This is a genomic window from Acidihalobacter prosperus, from assembly GCF_000754095.2.
In the GTDB taxonomy this organism is placed as follows: domain Bacteria; phylum Pseudomonadota; class Gammaproteobacteria; order DSM-5130; family Acidihalobacteraceae; genus Acidihalobacter; species Acidihalobacter prosperus.
In genome coordinates, this window is the sequence record NZ_JQSG02000003.1 from 270,342 (window position 1) to 286,374 (window position 16,033).

At 67.1% G+C, this 16,033-nt stretch carries 18 protein-coding genes and 1 riboswitch; of the genes, 10 read left to right on the forward strand and 8 right to left on the reverse strand.

The window, feature by feature from the left end:
* Positions 1 to 62 precede the first annotated feature (62 nt).
* The 3 genes from THPRO_RS07970 to THPRO_RS07980 all read left to right on the forward strand — a co-directional run bounded on the left by THPRO_RS07970 (position 63) and on the right by THPRO_RS07980 (position 1,814).
* Complete coding sequence (locus tag THPRO_RS07970; RefSeq protein ID WP_065089472.1) at positions 63 to 305, forward strand: CDGSH iron-sulfur domain-containing protein; 243 nt, start codon at positions 63 to 65, stop codon at positions 303 to 305.
* A gap of 94 nt (positions 306 to 399) precedes the next feature.
* A complete protein-coding gene (locus THPRO_RS07975; protein WP_038090517.1) occupies positions 400 to 1,449 on the forward strand; it encodes a DMT family transporter in 1,050 nt (349 codons plus the stop codon).
* Between the two features lie 59 nt (positions 1,450 to 1,508).
* Entirely contained in the window at positions 1,509 to 1,814 is a 306-nt protein-coding gene (locus tag THPRO_RS07980) for an LbetaH domain-containing protein (protein WP_052064378.1), read from the forward strand.
* A gap of 3 nt (positions 1,815 to 1,817) precedes the next feature.
* Here THPRO_RS07980 and THPRO_RS07985 read toward each other — a convergent pair.
* Positions 1,818 to 2,893, reverse strand: a protein-coding gene (locus THPRO_RS07985) for an IS3 family transposase (RefSeq protein ID WP_145930752.1) whose coding sequence is annotated in 2 segments (ribosomal slippage) — positions 1,818 to 2,641 and positions 2,641 to 2,893 — 1,077 coding nt in all. Because the reading frame shifts where the segments join, the coding sequence is not laid out codon by codon here.
* 283 nt (positions 2,894 to 3,176) lie between these two features.
* On the opposite strand from THPRO_RS07985, the gene THPRO_RS16265 reads away from it, so the two are divergent.
* Positions 3,177 to 3,482, forward strand: a complete 306-nt coding sequence (locus tag THPRO_RS16265; RefSeq protein ID WP_082954528.1) for a DUF4156 domain-containing protein — start codon at positions 3,177 to 3,179, stop codon at positions 3,480 to 3,482.
* A 230-nt stretch (positions 3,483 to 3,712) separates the two neighbouring features.
* On the opposite strand, the gene THPRO_RS07995 is transcribed toward THPRO_RS16265, so the two are convergent.
* The 3 genes from THPRO_RS07995 to THPRO_RS08005 all read right to left on the reverse strand — a co-directional run bounded on the left by THPRO_RS07995 (position 3,713) and on the right by THPRO_RS08005 (position 5,407).
* A complete protein-coding gene (locus THPRO_RS07995) occupies positions 3,713 to 4,114 on the reverse strand; it encodes a glutaredoxin family protein (protein WP_038090513.1) in 402 nt (133 codons plus the stop codon).
* A gap of 88 nt (positions 4,115 to 4,202) precedes the next feature.
* Positions 4,203 to 4,787 (reverse strand): class I SAM-dependent methyltransferase, encoded by a 585-nt coding sequence (locus tag THPRO_RS08000; RefSeq protein WP_038090511.1) that lies wholly within the window; start codon positions 4,785 to 4,787, stop codon positions 4,203 to 4,205.
* Positions 4,784 to 5,407 (reverse strand): class I SAM-dependent methyltransferase, encoded by a 624-nt coding sequence (locus THPRO_RS08005; RefSeq protein ID WP_038090510.1) that lies wholly within the window; start codon positions 5,405 to 5,407, stop codon positions 4,784 to 4,786. Before THPRO_RS08005 ends, THPRO_RS08000 begins: the two co-directional genes overlap by 4 nt.
* Positions 5,408 to 5,643: 236 nt before the next feature.
* A riboswitch (guanidine-I (ykkC/yxkD leader) is annotated at positions 5,644 to 5,745 on the forward strand.
* A gap of 92 nt (positions 5,746 to 5,837) precedes the next feature.
* Between THPRO_RS08005 and THPRO_RS08010 the strand changes: the two genes are divergently transcribed.
* From THPRO_RS08010 to THPRO_RS08035, 6 genes are all read left to right on the forward strand, one after another.
* On the forward strand, positions 5,838 to 6,818 hold the full coding sequence (locus tag THPRO_RS08010) for an ABC transporter substrate-binding protein (protein WP_082954529.1): 981 nt from the start codon (positions 5,838 to 5,840) through the stop codon (positions 6,816 to 6,818).
* A 50-nt stretch (positions 6,819 to 6,868) separates the two neighbouring features.
* Complete coding sequence (locus tag THPRO_RS08015; protein WP_082954530.1) at positions 6,869 to 7,759, forward strand: ABC transporter permease; 891 nt, start codon at positions 6,869 to 6,871, stop codon at positions 7,757 to 7,759.
* A gap of 10 nt (positions 7,760 to 7,769) precedes the next feature.
* The gene (locus THPRO_RS08020) at positions 7,770 to 8,648 is read left to right on the forward strand and encodes an ABC transporter ATP-binding protein (RefSeq protein WP_052064377.1); all 879 of its coding nucleotides are present in this window, start codon (positions 7,770 to 7,772) and stop codon (positions 8,646 to 8,648) included.
* Positions 8,649 to 8,650: 2 nt separating this feature from the next.
* Positions 8,651 to 9,841, forward strand: a complete 1,191-nt coding sequence (locus THPRO_RS08025) for an agmatinase family protein (RefSeq protein WP_145930754.1) — start codon at positions 8,651 to 8,653, stop codon at positions 9,839 to 9,841.
* 92 nt (positions 9,842 to 9,933) lie between these two features.
* Positions 9,934 to 10,962: a HoxN/HupN/NixA family nickel/cobalt transporter gene (locus THPRO_RS08030; protein ID WP_065089474.1), complete on the forward strand. Its 1,029-nt coding sequence runs from the start codon at positions 9,934 to 9,936 to the stop codon at positions 10,960 to 10,962.
* Positions 10,959 to 12,140 carry an insulinase family protein gene (locus THPRO_RS08035; RefSeq protein ID WP_038090507.1) on the forward strand — a complete coding sequence of 394 codons (1,182 nt, stop codon included), beginning with the start codon at positions 10,959 to 10,961 and terminating at the stop codon, positions 12,138 to 12,140. Before THPRO_RS08030 ends, THPRO_RS08035 begins: the two co-directional genes overlap by 4 nt.
* A gap of 9 nt (positions 12,141 to 12,149) precedes the next feature.
* Here THPRO_RS08035 and THPRO_RS08040 read toward each other — a convergent pair whose 3' ends face one another.
* The 4 genes from THPRO_RS08040 to THPRO_RS08055 all read right to left on the reverse strand — a co-directional run bounded on the left by THPRO_RS08040 (position 12,150) and on the right by THPRO_RS08055 (position 15,968).
* Positions 12,150 to 13,382 (reverse strand): MFS transporter, encoded by a 1,233-nt coding sequence (locus THPRO_RS08040; RefSeq protein ID WP_330219988.1) that lies wholly within the window; start codon positions 13,380 to 13,382, stop codon positions 12,150 to 12,152.
* Entirely contained in the window at positions 13,379 to 13,966 is a 588-nt protein-coding gene (locus THPRO_RS08045; RefSeq protein WP_038090505.1) for a hydrolase, read from the reverse strand. The genes THPRO_RS08040 and THPRO_RS08045 overlap by 4 nt, the downstream gene beginning before the upstream one ends.
* A gap of 13 nt (positions 13,967 to 13,979) precedes the next feature.
* Positions 13,980 to 14,900: a DMT family transporter gene (locus tag THPRO_RS08050; protein ID WP_065089475.1), complete on the reverse strand. Its 921-nt coding sequence runs from the start codon at positions 14,898 to 14,900 to the stop codon at positions 13,980 to 13,982.
* A 105-nt stretch (positions 14,901 to 15,005) separates the two neighbouring features.
* Positions 15,006 to 15,968: a LysR family transcriptional regulator gene (locus THPRO_RS08055; protein WP_038090496.1), complete on the reverse strand. Its 963-nt coding sequence runs from the start codon at positions 15,966 to 15,968 to the stop codon at positions 15,006 to 15,008.
* Positions 15,969 to 16,033 lie beyond the last annotated feature (65 nt).

Genomic DNA, 16,033 nt, shown 5'->3' on the forward strand with positions numbered 1-16,033 from the left:
GCCGATCGGCGTATTGTCCGTTAGGTCACACCGGGCGGAATGCCCCCACGAGGAACGACGACATGAACGCACAACCCAAAATCGCCCGCAAGGGCCCGTATGCAGTGACGGTCGAGGCCAACAAATCCTACTTCTGGTGCGCCTGCGGTTTCAGCCGCCGGCAGCCCTTCTGCGACGGCGCGCACACGCGCAACGGCTTCACGCCGGTGCAGTTCACCGCCGAACGCACGGAGACCGTCTACCTGTGCGGCTGCAAGCGCACCGGCAACCCGCCCTTCTGCGACGGCACGCACGAAACCCTGTAATCGCGCGCGGAAGCCGTTGCGAGCCTGTTGGCCGTCTCGTGCCGCTCGGCTACGCTAGACGACTCGGATCGATCCGCAGGACAGAGGCAATCAGGTGGACACCCCATCGGGCTTACGCAACCCGGGCGTCATGGCCGCGCTGGCCGCCGCCCTGCTGTTCGGCGCGGGCACGCCGCTGGCCAAGGCGCTGCTGAACGACGTCGGGCCGTGGCTGCTCGCCGGCCTGCTCTACCTCGGCTCGGGCATCGGCCTGATGGCCTACCGCATCGTCACGCGCGCCCCGCGCGTGTCCATTTCGCGCACCGAAGTCCTCTGGTTCGCCGGCGCCGTGGCTGCCGGCGGCATCGTCGGGCCGGTACTGCTGATGTTCGGCCTGACCCGCATGCCGGCCACCGGGGCGTCGCTGCTGCTCAATGCCGAGAGCGTGTTCACCGCACTGCTGGCCTGGTTCGCCTTCAAGGAGAATTTCGACCGGCGCATCGCCCTGGGCATGGCCGCCATCGTTCTGGGCGCGGTGGTAATCAGCTGGCCGGGCGAGGCCCGCTTCGCCGGATGGTGGCCCGCACTGGCGATCCTGGGCGCCTGCCTTGCCTGGAGCATCGACAACAATCTGACACGCAAGGTCTCGCTCAGCGACGCCGCGTGGATCGCCGGCATCAAGGGCCTGGTCGCGGGCATCGTCAATCTCGGGCTGGCACTGGCGCTGGGCGCCTCCCTGCCGAGCCCGCCCGCGATCGCCGGGGCGATGCTCGTCGGCCTGATGGCCTACGGCGTCAGCCTGACGCTGTTCGTCGCCGGTCTGCGCCACCTCGGCACGGCCCGCACCGGCGCGTATTTCTCGGTGGCGCCGTTTTTCGGCGCCGCCCTCGCGGTGCTGATGGGCGAACCCTTCACCCTCAAGCTGCTGGTCGCCGGCGCGTTGATGGGCCTGGGCACCTGGCTGCACCTGACCGAGCATCACGCACACCGGCATACGCACGAGGCGCTGCTGCACGAGCACGCGCACGTCCACGACGAACACCACCGGCACACGCACCCGTTTCCCGTCGCCCCCGGCACCCGGCACAGCCATGCCCACCGGCACGAGCCGCAGACGCATGCCCACGCACACTTTCCCGACGCGCATCACCGCCATGGCCACTGACTGCGGCGACGCGGGCGCGTTGGCCCCACAAACCGCCATGCGCCAATCGGCCTGAGCCGATGCACAGCCGTTCCCGGCCGCCCGCTAGGCGCATACCGATCCCGAGCCCCGAGTGGGACGCGATCGCCGCCGACGTCAAACAGGCCATGCGCCTGACCGCGGAGCTGAACCGGCTCGGCTTCGAGGACGATGCGCAAATCCGGACGCTGTTCGGCGAATTGACCGGCCAACCGGTCGACGAGACCTTCAAGCTGTTCCCGCCGTTTCATACGGAATGCGGACGCAACATCCGCATCGGGCGCAAGGTATTCATCAACCAGGGCTGCACCGGTAATCCCCCCCTTTTTAACGGTGCGCAAAGGTAGGGTTCACGCCACCATCAGTGGCGGCTTGCCGCCATTGGCTTTGTGGGGGCGACGGTGATTGTAGAACCAGAGCCATTGGGTCGCATAATCTTGAACTTCCTCCAAACTGTCGAACAGGTGTTTGCTCAGCCAGCTGTAGCGAATGGTTCGGTTCGCGCGCTCGATGTAGGCGTTCTGCTGCGGCTTGCCAGGCTGGATATAGTCGATGCGGATGTCCCGCCTCATGGCCCAGCTGACGAACTCATGGCTGACAAACTCTGGCCCATTGTCGCAGCGAATGGCGGTGGGTTTTCTCCGCCATTCCAGCAACTGGTCCAGCACTCGGATCACTCGCAGCGTCGGCAAGGAGAAGCCCGCTTCAATGGCCAGACCCTCTCGCCGGTAATCGTCAATCACGTTGAATAGCCTGAAGCACCTGCCATCGCTGAGCTGGTCGTGCATGAAGTCCATCGACCAGACCTGATCCGGCTTGATTGGCTCTTTCAGGGGCTCAGGCGTCTGCCGCTTCAGGCGACGCCGGGGCTTGATCCGAAGGTTCAGTGCCAGCGCGCAGTAAATCCGATAGACACGCTTGTGATTCCAGCCCTGATGCTCGACGTTACGTAGATAGTGAAAGCATCGGCCAAAGCCCCAATCGCTTCCCTGCGCAGTCAGCTTGACCAGCCAATCAGCTATTTCGGCGTTCTCATCGCTGAGCGTAGCCTGGTAGCGGTAGCAGGTTTCACTGATCCGGAATGCCGCACACACCAGGCGAACAGAAACGCCTCGGACCGCGACCGTTTGCTGAGCCATCTCCTTGCGTCGGGATGGCTTTACCACTTTTTTGTGAGCGCCTCCTGGACGATTTCGGCCTTGAGGCGTTCCTCGGCGTACATCTTCTTGAGCCGGCGGTTCTCGTCTTCGAGTTCCTTCAGCCGGGCCATCAGGGAAGCATCCATGCCGCCGTACCGGGCGCGCCATTTGTAAAAGCTGGCGCTGCTCATGCCATGCTCGCGGCACAGCTCGGGGACGGGCACCCCGTTTTCCGCTTGCTTGAGGATCGCCAGTATCTGGCTGTCCGAAAATCGCGATCTCTTCATGCAGAATCTCCTTCGTGCTAGGTTACGAGAAAATTCTACTTTTGAGCACCGCTAATTCTTGGGGGGATTACCTGCGAGCGAAGTAAGTTTGAGGCGGCAAAAACCCATTTCGACACTAACCATCATCTGACAGTTGTTTGGGATTCAACCACTCCTGATCACGCCGCCGAAGCTTTGAAGGTCACCATTCGAGCCACGTTGCCCCAACTTGCGAAGCAACGTGATGGCGACGTATAACACTGCGGCCCACTGAAAACGCAGCTAACGATAATTAGGCGGGCGTATGAAGATTAAAATTGTACTTACAATCCTCATCTCTCTGTCCTTGGTGGGTTGCGCAACGACTCTAACCCAGCAAGCAATGAATGTGCGCGATGCGGTAGCGAATACAGTTTCCAATTGTAAATTTATTGGCACTGTCAGCGGAACATCTGGGTGGGGAAATCTTGCGGCATCTGTTGGTATCAAGAGCGCTAAAAATCAGGCTCGTAACAAGGCGGCACAACTCGGTGCGAACAGAATAGTTTGGACAAGTATTCAAGGTGGCTACTCGCCTTATGTGTCAGGGAACGCATACGAATGCAAATAGGAATCCGACCCCGTCGAACTGAATCGCCACCGATTTTCAAGACGCTGCAAGCTGTTCCTGTAGCGTTCGATGTCTGCAAAGTGCTACATAGCCGCCGATCAATCTGGAACATGCCAATGGCTGCTCAGGGTCGATTACAGCCCTCTCGTTCCACGTAACGTCATCACACCCAGACTACACGTATCGGCCGATTCCCAGCATGGCATCGCGTGCAGCCTCGACCGATGCGCTCAGGCCGCCTGTTTCGGTGCGAAGCGCCGGTCGAGGTAGGCGATGATGTCCGTGGATTCGTACATCCAGCGCACGCTGCCGTCGCCTTCCTCGATACGCAGGCAGGGCACCTTCACCTCGCCGCCGCCGGCCTGGAGTTCTGCGCGGCTGGCCGGGTCGTGCTGGGCGTCGCGCAGAGCGATGTCGAGCGACAGCCGCTTCATCGCGCGCCGCGTCTTGATGCAGAACGGGCACGACTGGAAGTGATAGAGCCGGAGCGCACGGGTCTCGGCGTCGACCTTCGCCTGTTCCTCGGCCGGACGCTCGATGCCCTTGGGCGTGGTCATCCGGTCGGCGGCGATCATGATCGGCGTCGCCACCAGACGCACGGTGCGGAAAAAGAGTCGGATCAGCGGTCTCATGGTCTACCCTGGAAATTCAAAACGGCTCAGTTTACCGGTCCGCGGGCACAAGTCCACCGTCGCCCCGAATAGCCCTCTCGGAAGGATTTCAGCGCCAACCCAGGGCACAGATCAATGGGTGTCGCGGGTCCCCGTTGCGCCGCACATCGACGGACGCAAACCCGGACGCACGCAACAGCTCGGTCAGGGCCTCAGAATCGAAGGGCCGGTATGCTTCGCGTTGGCGGTCGTGCACGGTGACGGCGAGCACGCCGCCTGGACTGAGTACGCGCAGGATTTCGCGCAACGCCGTAACCGGATCATTCCAGAAATAGATGCTGTTCACGGCCAGCGCCTTGTCGAAACTCGCATCGCCGTAGGGCAACGCGTCCACACTACCGAGTTCGAGTCGCACCCGCCCAGCCTCGATGAACCGGCGATTGCGTGCGTTCGCCGCGCGCAGCATTTCGGCGGAATGATCGATGCCGGCGACGCTGACGTCAGGCCGGGCACGGCAGGCCAGTTCCACGGCCATCCCGGGCCCGAAACCGATCTCGAGCAGGCGGTCGCCGGCGGCCAGCTCCAGCAGATCGAGTGTCCAACGATTGTCCTGGGCGTTGTGCCAGGTCATCAGTTGCCCGAGCAGGCGACCGACCAATCCACGCGGATGTCCCGCCTGCCCAGGCCCGCTCATGTCGCGGCGGATCGTCGGATCAGTCGAAAATAGCCGAAGCGCTGGATCATGCCGCCCGGCGTACGATGCGACTCCTCGCGCGTCTCGATGAGGTCGAACGCGTCGCCGAACTGTTCGAGTATCTGCGGCGCGTCGTACTGCACGATCTCAAGCCCGCTGCAGCGGTCCGGGCCGCCCACCGCGAAGGCCGCCAGGATGAGATGGCCGCCGGGACGCAGGGTCCGCAGCAGGGTCTGGCGATAGCGGCGTCGGTCGTCCGCTTCGGTGAGAAAGTGGAACACGGCGCGGTCGTGCCAGACATCGAAGCGATGCGGCGGGGCGAAGGTGGTGGCATCGGCCTCGAACCACTCGACCGCCTCGGCGCGGTCGCCCAGACGCTGGCGGGCGTGTTCGAGTGCCGCGCCAGCGAGGTCGAGCACCGCCGGGTGCCGGTATCCGGCATCGAGCAGGCGGTCGACCAGCCGCGATGCGCCGCCGCCGACATCGATGATCTCCGCGCTCCGCGGGCAACCCGCGGCCTCGATCAGCGACAGCGACAATGTCGGATCGGCCTGATACCAGCTCACCTCCAACGGCGATTTTTCGCGATAGATCCGTTCCCAGTGCGCCTTGCGGTCCATCCGCCCCCCGACGTCGTGACATCAACCGATTATGCCCCTGCTCGCGAGAGGTGTCGCGCACCAGCACGGGGCGCGACGACGGGCGCGCGCACCGCAGCGAAGCGAACGGCCACGCATTCGCCCCGTTCCAGCCCTTCTGGAGCATGTTGCGAGGCTGGCACCCATTCTGCATAGACGGAATCAGGACATTCTGAACGCACGGAGTCTTCGCGCAGACAGCGGCTTTATCAAACAGCATTCAAGGCGACTAGGGTTCCGCCCGCATCCATGCGGGGCCTGGACCGAGAGTCGCCGGCCCCGGCGGCGGGGCTACACGGCGGGATAAAAGCCCGGGAGAGCGAATACGCGATGTATTCCTCCCCGGGCTTTTTTTTCGCGCGGGTCCGTGACGCGCGGAATCATCGGCTCACCTCAACATGGAGCGCATGCCATGAAACGCAGCAAGAAACTGATCGCCACCCTGATGCTTACCCTGCTTGCCCCGGTGATGTTCATGTCCACCGCACGCGCCGAGATCACCCTCGGCATCAGCGACTGGCCCGGCTGGGTGGCCTGGTACATCGCCCAGGAGAAGGGTTACTTCAAGAAGTACGGGGCGCACGTGAAGCTGGTGTGGTTCCCGAACTACATCGACTCGGTCAACGCGCTCTCCGCCGGCCAGCTCGACGCCAACAGCCAGGCTCTGATCGACACCCTGGCGCCGTTGGAGAAGGGCGTGCCGATCAAGACCATCCTGGTCACCGACAACTCGGCCGGCAACGACGCGCTGATGGTGAGCAACAGCATCAAGAGCTTCGCCGACCTCAAGGGCAAGACCATCGGACTCGAGCAGTACTCGATCGAGAACTACCTCGCCGACACCGCCCTGGCGCGCCACGGCATGTCCGAGAAGGACGTGAAGATCGTCAACATGAGCACCGGCGACGCCGCCGCCGCGCTGATCTCCGGGCGCATCGACGGCGCCGGCGTGTGGAATCCCTGGATCAACCGCATCGAGAACAGCCACAAGGGCCATCCGCTGTTCACCAGCAAGGACGCACCCGGCCTGATCCCCGACATCGTCGCCGCGCGCGAGTCCTCGCTCAAGAAGCACGCCAAGGACTTCGAGGGCATGGTCAAGGCCTGGTTCGCGGTGGTCCGCTTCGTGCACGCCCATCCCGAGGCCGCGGCGAAGATCATGGCGCCGCATGTGGGTCTCGATCCCAAGGAGTATGCCTTGTCGCTGGCGGGAACGCGCCTGTTCGGCGCCGAACTGAACCGCGAGGCGATGAAGCCGGGCAGCTCCTCGGTGTCGCTGTACAACAGCACGGCGGATACCGGGAAGTTCCTGATCAAGGCGAAGGCGATCGCCAAGACGCCGGACCCTTCGATGTTCATCGACCCGAAGTTCGTCGACATGGCGTCGAAGTGAGCTGACACCCCCGCGCGGCCCGGCAACCCAACCCAAGAGCGAGGTGCGAGATGAGCGCAATACGTGAGACCTCCCTGAATCCGGCGACCGATACCCTGGCCCCCGCACCCGCTGCGGCGGGCACGGGCAGCGGCGCCGGCCGGGCCGCGCGGCGGGCCACCCTTTGGGTCGTGCGCGGCACGCTGCCGCGCCGGCACTACGTAGCCATCGCCCTGTTCAGCTTCCTGCTGATGCTGGGCGGTTGGTGGGGGCTGTCCGACAGCGGCCTGGTGCCGCAACTGTTCCTACCCTCGCCGCCCCAGGTGCTGGCGCGTCTGCAGGCCTGGTACGGGCAGGGCAACCTGATCGCCGACACCGAGATCAGCATCTACCGCGTCACCGCCGGCTTCGTGCTCTCCGCGGTGATGGCGATCCCGCTCGGCCTGTACATCGGCAGCTACCGGCCGGTGCAGGCCTTCTTCGAGCCCATGGTCGAGTTCGCCCGCTACCTGCCGGCGGTGGCCTTCGTGCCGCTGGTGCTGCTGTGGGTGGGCATCGGCGAGGGCGCCAAGATCAGCATCATCTGGATCGGCACCTTCTTCCAGATGGTGCTGATGATTTCCGAGAACGTGCGCCACGTGCCGACCGCGCAGATCGAGGCCGCGCAGACCATGGGCGCCAACCGCGCCGAAATCGTGTCGCGGGTGATCTTCCGCTCCGCCCTGCCGGACATCGTCGACACCCTGCGCGTCACCCTCGGCTGGGCCTGGACCTACCTCGTCGTGGCCGAAATGGTGGCCGCCAACTCCGGCCTCGGCTACGCGATCCTGCAGGCGCAGCGCTTCCTGCAGACCGGCAAGATCTTCGGCGGCATCCTGCTGATCGGCACCATCGGCCTGATCATGGATCAGCTGTTCCGCTTCCTGCACCGCCGGGCCTTCCCCTGGCTGCACCGCGCCTGAGGAGACCGGCATGAATCCCGCCAGCGAACCCAAGATCGCCGTCCGCGGCCTCGGCAAGCATTTCTACACCAAGGGCCGCGAGTTTCACGCCCTCGACAACATCGATCTCGAGGTGCGCCCCAACGAATTCCTCGCCCTGGTCGGCGCCTCCGGCTGCGGCAAATCGACCCTGCTGCGCATCATCGGCGGCCTGGAAACCCTCACCGAGGGCGAGATCCTGGTCGACGGCCGCGCCGTGCACGGCCCCGGCAGGGACCGCGTGATGGTATTCCAGGACTACAGCCTCTATCCCTGGCTGACGGTGATCGAGAACATCCGCTTCTGCCGCCAGCTCGACGCCCACGCACGCGGCGCGACCACCGCCGACGCCGCCTCGGCGGTGGACCGCTCCTACGCCCTGCTCGCGCTGATGGGCCTGGAGAAGGTCAAGGACAGCTACCCCAACGCCCTCTCCGGCGGCATGCGCCAGCGCGTGGCCATCGCCCGCGCGCTCATGTCGCGCCCCGAGGTGCTGCTGATGGACGAGCCCTTCGGCGCGCTGGACGCGCAGACGCGCGAGGTGATGCACGACCTCATCCTGCACGTCTTCGAACTGGAAAAGACCACCATCGTGTTCGTCACTCACGACGTCGACGAAGCGGTGTATCTCGCCGACCGTGTGGTGGTACTCGCCCCCAATCCCGGGCATGTCGATTCGATTCACGACATCGACCTGCCGCCCCCGCTGGAACGCGATCAGGACCTCAAGCTGGCGCCGGATTTCCTCGCGCAGAAGAAGACCATCCTCGACCGCATCCGGCAGACCACCGGCGTACAGCGCGACCTGGAAATGCTCGAACGCATGACCCGGCACCTGCGCGACACCGCCTCCACGAACCAAGGAGACTGAGCATGTTCGTCAAAAAACCCCGTCAACCTGGGTTCGCCCGCCCGGCCACCGGCCACCGTCATCACCCGTCGTTCGACCGCTCCGGTCTGCAGGGCTGGAAGATGGCGCACCACGAGAAGGATATTCCCGACGTCGCCTGGCAGGCCGAGCAGGAACGCTGTCTGCGCCTGGGCCTGCCCGGTGCGGAAAGCATCGAGGACAAGAGCATCCCGACCTTCGCACGCGGCGAACTGCCCCACTTCGCCGGCATCAACACCTTCATGAAGGCGCCCTACGTCGAGGACGTGCGCGACGTCGGCAAGTACGACGCCGCGATCATCGGCGCGCCCTTCGACGGCGGCACCACCTACCGCCCCGGCGCGCGCTTCGGACCGCAGGGCATCCGCCGCATATCCGCGCTGTACACGCCGTACAACTACGAGATCGGCGTCGACCTGCGCGAGCAGATGAAGCTGTGCGACGCCGGCGATATCTTCACCATCCCCGCCAACATCGAGAAGACCTTCGACCAGATCAGCAACGCCGTCGGCCACGTGTTCGCCAGCGGCGCCCTGCCGATCATCCTCGGCGGCGACCACTCGATCGGCTTCGCCACCGTGCGCGGCATCGCCCGGCAGACCGACAAGCGCATCGGCATCATCCACTTCGACCGCCACGCCGACATCCAGGAAAAGGATCTCGACGAGCGCATGCACACCACGCCGTGGTTCCACGCCACCAACCTGCCCAACGTGCCGGCCACCAATCTGGTGCAGATCGGCATCGGCGGCTGGCAGGTGCCGCGCGAGGCGGTCAAGGAGGCGCGCAATCGCGAGACCACCATCATCACCATGCACGACGTCGAGCGCCTCGGCCTCGACAAGGTCGCCGAGATCGCCCTGGAATACGCCTGGAAGGATGCCGACGCGGTCTACCTGAGCTTCGACATCGACAGCGTGGACGCCGGCTTCGTGCCCGGCACCGGCTGGCCCGAGCCGGGCGGCTTCCTGCCGCGCGAAATCCTCTACCTGCTCGGCGCGGTGGCCAAGGAAGGCATCTGCGGCATGGAGGTGGTCGAGGTCTCGCCGCCCTACGACATCTCCGACATCACCTCGCTGATGGCCACCCGCGCGATCGTCGACGTGCTCGGTACGCTGGTCGCGCACGGCAAGATGGGCGCCCACCGCCACATCATCCGCGGCTGGGGCGAATAGCCGGCCACAGGATTGCGGTATAGGCTTGACCTGGCCACCCGCCCGGGCGCGGGCGGCCGGGCCACCGCAAGAACCGAGACAAGGAGCTCTGCATGTCCGTCACCACGACACCGCGCCGGACACGACCCTCCTGGGTCATCGCCACCCTGCTGGTCGCCCTCAACCTGCTCGCCTGGGGCCTGCTCGCCGGTCTCGGCCGCGCCGATGCGGCGCTGCTCGGCATCGGCGCGCTGGCCTACGGCTTCGGCCTGCGCCACGCCTTCGACGCCGACCACATCGCGGCCATCGACAACGTCACCCGCAAGCTACGCCACGAGGGCCAGCGGCCGCTGGGGGTCGGTCTGTTCTTCTCCCTCGGCCACTCCACCGTGGTCTTCGGGCTGTCCGCCGCGCTGGTGCTCGCGGTGCGCGCCACCCAGGCGCAGCTGCCCATGCTGCAGCACTGGGGCGGGCTGGTCGGCACCCTGGTCTCGGCCGCTTTTCTCACCCTGATCGGGCTGATCAACCTGTTCGTGTTCTCGCGTCTGTGGCGCGCCTTCCGCGCGCGGCGCCGCTGGGGCGAGCCGGCGCCGTCCGACGCCGAGCTCGAATCGCTGCTGCAGCGTCGCGGGCTGTTCGCGCGCCTGTTGCGCGGCGTCTACCGGCGCATCGACCGCAGCTGGAAGATGTATCCCGTCGGCCTGCTGTTCGGTCTCGGCTTCGACACCGCGAGCGAGATCGCCATTCTCGGCATCTCCGCCGCCGCGGCGCAGAACGGCCATCTGCCGCTGTGGGGCGTGATGGTGTTCCCGCTGCTGTTCACGGCGGCGATGAGCCTGATGGACACGCTGGACGGCATCGTCATGCTGCGCGCCTACGACTGGGCGCTGGCCGACGCCGAGCGCAAGCTCTATTTCAACACCGCGCTCACCGGCCTCTCCGTACTGCTGGCGCTGGCCATCGGGCTGATCGAATGGCTGCAGCTGCTGGCCCCCGCGCTCGGTCTGCGACACGGCCTGTGGGCCTCGCTGGAGACGCTGGACTTCAGCCAGATCGGGATTGCCGTGACCGTGATCATGCTGGCGGGCTGGGCGCTGGCCTTCGTCTACTACCGCCGCGCGCTGACGCCGGCGCGCGCGTGACCGCCGCGGACGCCGCACGCGTCACCCGGCTGGGCAACGGCGTACGCGTTGCCAGCCGTCGCCTGCCGGGTCGGGCAGGCGCCGCGGCGGCTATCGTGTGGCACGCCGGCGCGCGCGCCGAGCGCGCCGGCGAAGCCGGCTGCGCGCATCTGGCCGAACACCTGCTGTTCCCCGACGACGCGCGCGATCTCGCCGCCATCGACGCCATGGGTGGGCAGGTCAATGCCTGGAGCGCACGCGACCACTGTGTGTTCCATGCCTACGTGCCCGTCGCGCGACTGGGCGAAGCGCTCGGTCTGCTCGCCGCCCGGCTGGCACACGGCAGCCGGGTTGTCGATCCCATCGCCTTCGAACGCGAACGCGAGGTCATCCGCCGCGAACGATTCGCCGAGGCCGACGACACGCTCGAACGCGCCCTGCACCACTGTCTCGACCATGCCGGCCCCGCGCCGGCCGATGGCGCCATCGACGCCACATCCGCCGGCCTACGCCGGTTCATCGAACGCGAACTGCACGGCGGCGCCCTGAGCGTGGGCGTGGCCGGCGATCTGCCGCATGACGATGCCGTCACCGCCTGCGCGGAACTCGCCTGCCTGCCTGCCGCCGCGGTCGCCGAGCCTGCGCCGCGCGCACCGGTATGGCGCGACGGCGTCCACGAGGCCTTGCAGGACAGCGGCCCGCCGGGGCTGCTATGGCTGATGCCGACAGCGCCGGCCGGCACGCCGGAAGCCGCCGCGCTGGCAGTAGCCGAACGTGCGCTCTGCGGCGGCCTGGCCGCACCGCTGTTCGCCGCCTTGCGCGCACGGCGTCTTGCCTATGGCGTGCACTCGGCTATCGAAACCTGGCGCGACGGCGGCTTCTGGGCACTGCAGGTCGTCTGTCTGCCATCGATGCAACCTGCGGTGAACGATCTGGTGGAAAGGGCGCTGGCGACGGCAAGCGGCCCGGCGCCCGTGGCACTCGATATCGCCCGCGCCGGCCTCGCCGGTGACGCGCATCTGGCGGACGACGATCCGGCCGCGCTGGCCGAACGTCTGGCGCGCTTCGGCGCGCACGGCCACGCACGGCCGCCCACCGACGCCGAGGCGGTGCGCGCGGCATTGCACACGGCCTGGAGGCGATGCGCGCGCTTCGTCACCGGCGCGACCGCGACGACATCGGTACCGGCAAGGCGTTGACAATCCCGGCTAACGCGCCGCCGCGCGCCAGCGCCCCTCGCGCCGGCGCACCCACAAGGCCACCGCGAAGGTACCGGCCACGATCAGGCTGAGCCCCGCATAGACCGGCGTGGCGCCGAAGCGCAGGCACAGATCGAGCCCGACCACCGGACCCAGGCTGCCGCCGATGTCGCCGAATATCTGATACACGCCCATCGCGCGACCGTAGGCCGAGGGCGGCGTGACGTCGCCGAGCAGGGCGAGCAACGGCAGGGTCACGCCGTTGAAGGAAAGCCCGATCAGCATCACGCCGAGCATCACCGTCTCGCTGCGCTGCGCCAGCGCGAGTACCGCAAAGCCTGCGGCCAGTCCGAGCAGCGAGGGCAGCAACAGGCTGCTGCGCAGATGCAGACGGTCGATCAACCGTCCGAGCAGCAGGCCGGCCAGCGAGCCGCTGCCCATCATCACCGCCATCACCAGCCCGGCGCTGCCCTGGTCGGCAAGACCGAGCACGCGAATGCCGCGCGCCTGCACCAGCAGCACCAGGGTCGCCAGCATCACGCCCTGCACGCTGAGAAAGATCAACAGATTGAAGCCCCAGGCGGTGGCCATGAAGGGGAATGCGGGCAACCGGGCCAAGGTGCGCAGGCGCGCGAGCAGACCCTCGCGGGGGCCGCTCTGACGCGGACCGCGCGGCACAGGCGGAATCAGCCGCGCGGCGATGCCCGCGGCCGCGAAGGTGCTGGCGGCACCGGCGAGAAAGGCGGTGTCGTCCGAATAGCGCTCGGCCAGCAAACCGCCCAGCACCATGCCCAGCGGCATCCCGAGACTCATGGCGATACGCACGCCGGCCATCTTGCGGCCGCGATCCTCGCGCGTGGACAGCCCCAGTGCGGTCGCCTGCACGCCGACCATCAGCATCGCCGAACCCACGCCGAACACCGCGCGACCGAACAGCAACCAGCCGGCGGGCGGGCCGACGCGCAGGGCCAGGCTGTAACAGAGGATGCCGAGCGCCTCGATGAGCAGGCCGAGGGTGATCGGCCCGCGCCCGCCCAGGCGGTCGACCAGGTGTCCGGCGGGTGCGTCGAAGGCGAGGCGGGTGATGCGGTTGGCCGACAGGATCAGCCCGATCATCAAGCCCGAAATCCCCAGCGCCGGGCCCAGCGCCGGCAGGATCGGGAACACCAGCCCGCCGCCCAGGCCGCCCATCAGCGCAACCGGGGCCAGGCGCCACAGACCGCCGAAGGCGGTTCCGCTCAGCGCCCGGCTCCGAGCGCCGCGACCACCGTCTGCGTCTCGCGCACCAGGCCGATGCGCGGAAAGATGCGGTGCAGGGCGTTTTCGTGTCCCTCGACACTGCGCCCGTTCATCGCGTCGGCGGCGAAGATCAGGCGGTAGCCGCGCTCGTAGGCGTCGCGCGCGGTGCTTTCCACGCCGATCTCGGTCGCGATGCCGCACAGGATCACCGTGTCGATGCCGCGACGGCGCAGCTGCAGATCGAGGTCGGTGCCGTAGAAGGCGCCCCACTGGCGCTTGAGGATCACGAGGTCGCCGGCCTCGGGGCCGACCTCGGGCACGAGATCGGAAAAACCCGCGGGCGGCGGACCGGCCGGTGCCGGCTCGTCGGCCTCGGGGCTCAGACGGTCGCGTCCGTCCGCGCCGCCGCCGACGTGCACCAGCACGCGCAGGGCACCGGCCGCGCGGGCCGCCCGGAGCAGGCTGACGCTGCGCGCGACCACCTCGGCCGGCGCATGCGGTTTCGTCTGCATGCCGACGATGCCGCGCTGCAGGTCGATGACGACCAGCGCGCTGCGCGCCGGGTCGATGTTCAGGGAGCCAGTCATCACGATTACTCCTTCATTCGGGTTGAGGGCGGGCGGCGCGGTTGGCGAGCAGGATGCCGGAGACGATCAGCCCGGCGCTGGCCGCATCCGCCGCGGTTACCGGCTCGTGCAGCAGCAGCCAGCCGCCCAGGCCGCTGAACAGCGGAATCGCGTAGTAGATCAGCGAGGCGCGCGACGGCCCGATACGCGCGATGGCCGCGTTCCATGCCAGATAAGCCACCACCGAGGCGAACACGCCTACGTACAGCACGCCCAGCAGCGCCGCAGGCTCCGGCATGTACAGCGGCCGCCTCCACGAGGTCCACAGGTAGACCGGCAGCAGGAACAGCAGCCCGAGCGCGAAGCTGCCGAGCGCGAAACTCTGCAGGCGCACGCCCGGCGGACGCCGCCGCAGCAGCAGGGTGTAGCCGGCGAAGCTCAGCGCGGCACCGAGCATCACCCATTCGCCGCGCCCAGGCCTCAGTGTCAGCAGGTGCGTCGGCCGCCCGTTGGTGACCAGCCAGACCACGCCGGCAAACGCCAACGCCACGCCGGCGATACGCCCCGCGGTCAGGCGCTCGCCGTGAAACACGCGCGCCAGCAGGATCACGAACACAGGCGAGCTGGCGGCGATGATCGACAGGTCGACCGCCGCCACCGTGCGCCCGGCGATATAGATCGCCGTGTTGAAGACGGAAACGCCGAGCAGCGCAGTCAGCGCGAAATGGCGCCCATGCGCCCGCAGCGCGGGCCAGTCCTGCCGCAGCCCACGCCAGGCGAAGGGCGTCAGCACCGCGACGGCCACCGTCCAGCGCCAGAAGGCCAGGCTCACCGGCGGCAGGCTACCCGCAAGCCCTCGCGCCACCAGGAAATTCCCCGACCACACCAGCGTCGCCAGCAGGGCGAAAACATATCCGGCGGTCAGCCGGCGGGGCCCCGTCGCCACGTCATCCATGTATCGATCTCCCGTCCGCCCCCTGTCTGACAATGGATGCGCGGCTGGGTTCTGCGCCGGGATTCGCTCGGCGCGACCCGCGCGCCGCCTATGCGCCGCCCGACTTCATAAGCCAGGCGTGCCCGCGCCGGCCGCCACGGGCGCATCCAGCGCCGGTTCGTGCGCCAGCCCCGCCGCCAGATGGTCGATGAACACCCGGAACTTGAGCGGCATGTAGCGCGTCGGCGTGTACAGCAGCCACAGATCGCCGCAGTAGCCGGTGATGAACTCCCACTCGGGCAGGACGCGCATGATGTCGCCGCGCTGCAACGCGCGCCTCGCCGTGAAAAAGGGCAGGCTGCCGATACCCAGGTGCGACTGCACGGCCTCGAGCCGCACCTCCGTGTGATTGGCCCAGTAGCGTCCGCGCACGTTGACCGTCGCCATTTCGTCGCCACGCTTGAAACGCCAGCGCGCGTCGCCCGGCATTTCACCCAGACACAGGCAGCTGTGTCCGGCCAGATCGCGCGGGTGCGTCGGTACCCCGTGGGTGCGAAGGTATTGCGGCGTGGCGCAGACCGCGTGTTCGATGCGGGCGAGGCGCCGCCCGGCCAGCCCCGGCGGCGGGCGGTCCGTGACCCGCAGCACCATGTCGACGTCGCCGTCGATTAGGTCGACCTGACGGTCGTCGAGCACCAGCCTGACATCGGCCTGCGGATAGGTGTCGAGAAACGCGAGGATGTGCGGATGGATCAGCACGCGCCCGATCGCCTTCGGCGCGCTGACCCGAATCGTGCCGCTGACCTCGCGGCCGTATTCCTCGCTGATCGCCACGATCGATCGGGCCGCACTCACCATGTCGAGGCAGCGCTCGTGTATCGCCTGGCCGCTCTCGCTCAGACGCAGGCTGCGGGTCGTGCGCTGCAGCAACCGCGTGCCCAGCGCTCGTTCGAGCCGCGAGATGCTGCGACTGACCGAGGAGGTCGACATGCCCAGCTCGCGCGCCGTCCGCGTGAAGCTTCCCAGCTCCACGACACGCACGAATATGGCCATTTCGGCCAACAGCGATATCGGCAGATTATTGCTCATGACGCAACAGCCATTTGACGAAACACCATGTTATCAGCTTGCCGGGCGGTCGATATACTCGTATA

Excerpts from the sequence above, each read along its gene's own strand:
- THPRO_RS07970 (WP_065089472.1), top strand. The coding sequence starts at position 63 with ATGAACGCACAACCCAAAATCGCCCGCAAGGGCCCGTATGCAGTGACG.
- THPRO_RS07980 (WP_052064378.1), top strand. The coding sequence starts at position 1,509 with ATGCACAGCCGTTCCCGGCCGCCCGCTAGGCGCATACCGATCCCGAGC.
- THPRO_RS16265 (WP_082954528.1), top strand. The coding sequence starts at position 3,177 with ATGAAGATTAAAATTGTACTTACAATCCTCATCTCTCTGTCCTTGGTG.
- THPRO_RS07995 (WP_038090513.1), bottom strand. The coding sequence starts at position 4,114 with ATGAGACCGCTGATCCGACTCTTTTTCCGCACCGTGCGTCTGGTGGCG.
- THPRO_RS08000 (WP_038090511.1), bottom strand. The coding sequence starts at position 4,787 with ATGAGCGGGCCTGGGCAGGCGGGACATCCGCGTGGATTGGTCGGTCGC.
- THPRO_RS08005 (WP_038090510.1), bottom strand. The coding sequence starts at position 5,407 with ATGGACCGCAAGGCGCACTGGGAACGGATCTATCGCGAAAAATCGCCG.
- THPRO_RS08010 (WP_082954529.1), top strand. The coding sequence starts at position 5,838 with ATGAAACGCAGCAAGAAACTGATCGCCACCCTGATGCTTACCCTGCTT.
- THPRO_RS08015 (WP_082954530.1), top strand. The coding sequence starts at position 6,869 with ATGAGCGCAATACGTGAGACCTCCCTGAATCCGGCGACCGATACCCTG.
- THPRO_RS08020 (WP_052064377.1), top strand. The coding sequence starts at position 7,770 with ATGAATCCCGCCAGCGAACCCAAGATCGCCGTCCGCGGCCTCGGCAAG.
- THPRO_RS08025 (WP_145930754.1), top strand. The coding sequence starts at position 8,651 with ATGTTCGTCAAAAAACCCCGTCAACCTGGGTTCGCCCGCCCGGCCACC.
- THPRO_RS08030 (WP_065089474.1), top strand. The coding sequence starts at position 9,934 with ATGTCCGTCACCACGACACCGCGCCGGACACGACCCTCCTGGGTCATC.
- THPRO_RS08045 (WP_038090505.1), bottom strand. The coding sequence starts at position 13,966 with ATGACTGGCTCCCTGAACATCGACCCGGCGCGCAGCGCGCTGGTCGTC.
- THPRO_RS08050 (WP_065089475.1), bottom strand. The coding sequence starts at position 14,900 with ATGGATGACGTGGCGACGGGGCCCCGCCGGCTGACCGCCGGATATGTT.
- THPRO_RS08055 (WP_038090496.1), bottom strand. The coding sequence starts at position 15,968 with ATGAGCAATAATCTGCCGATATCGCTGTTGGCCGAAATGGCCATATTC.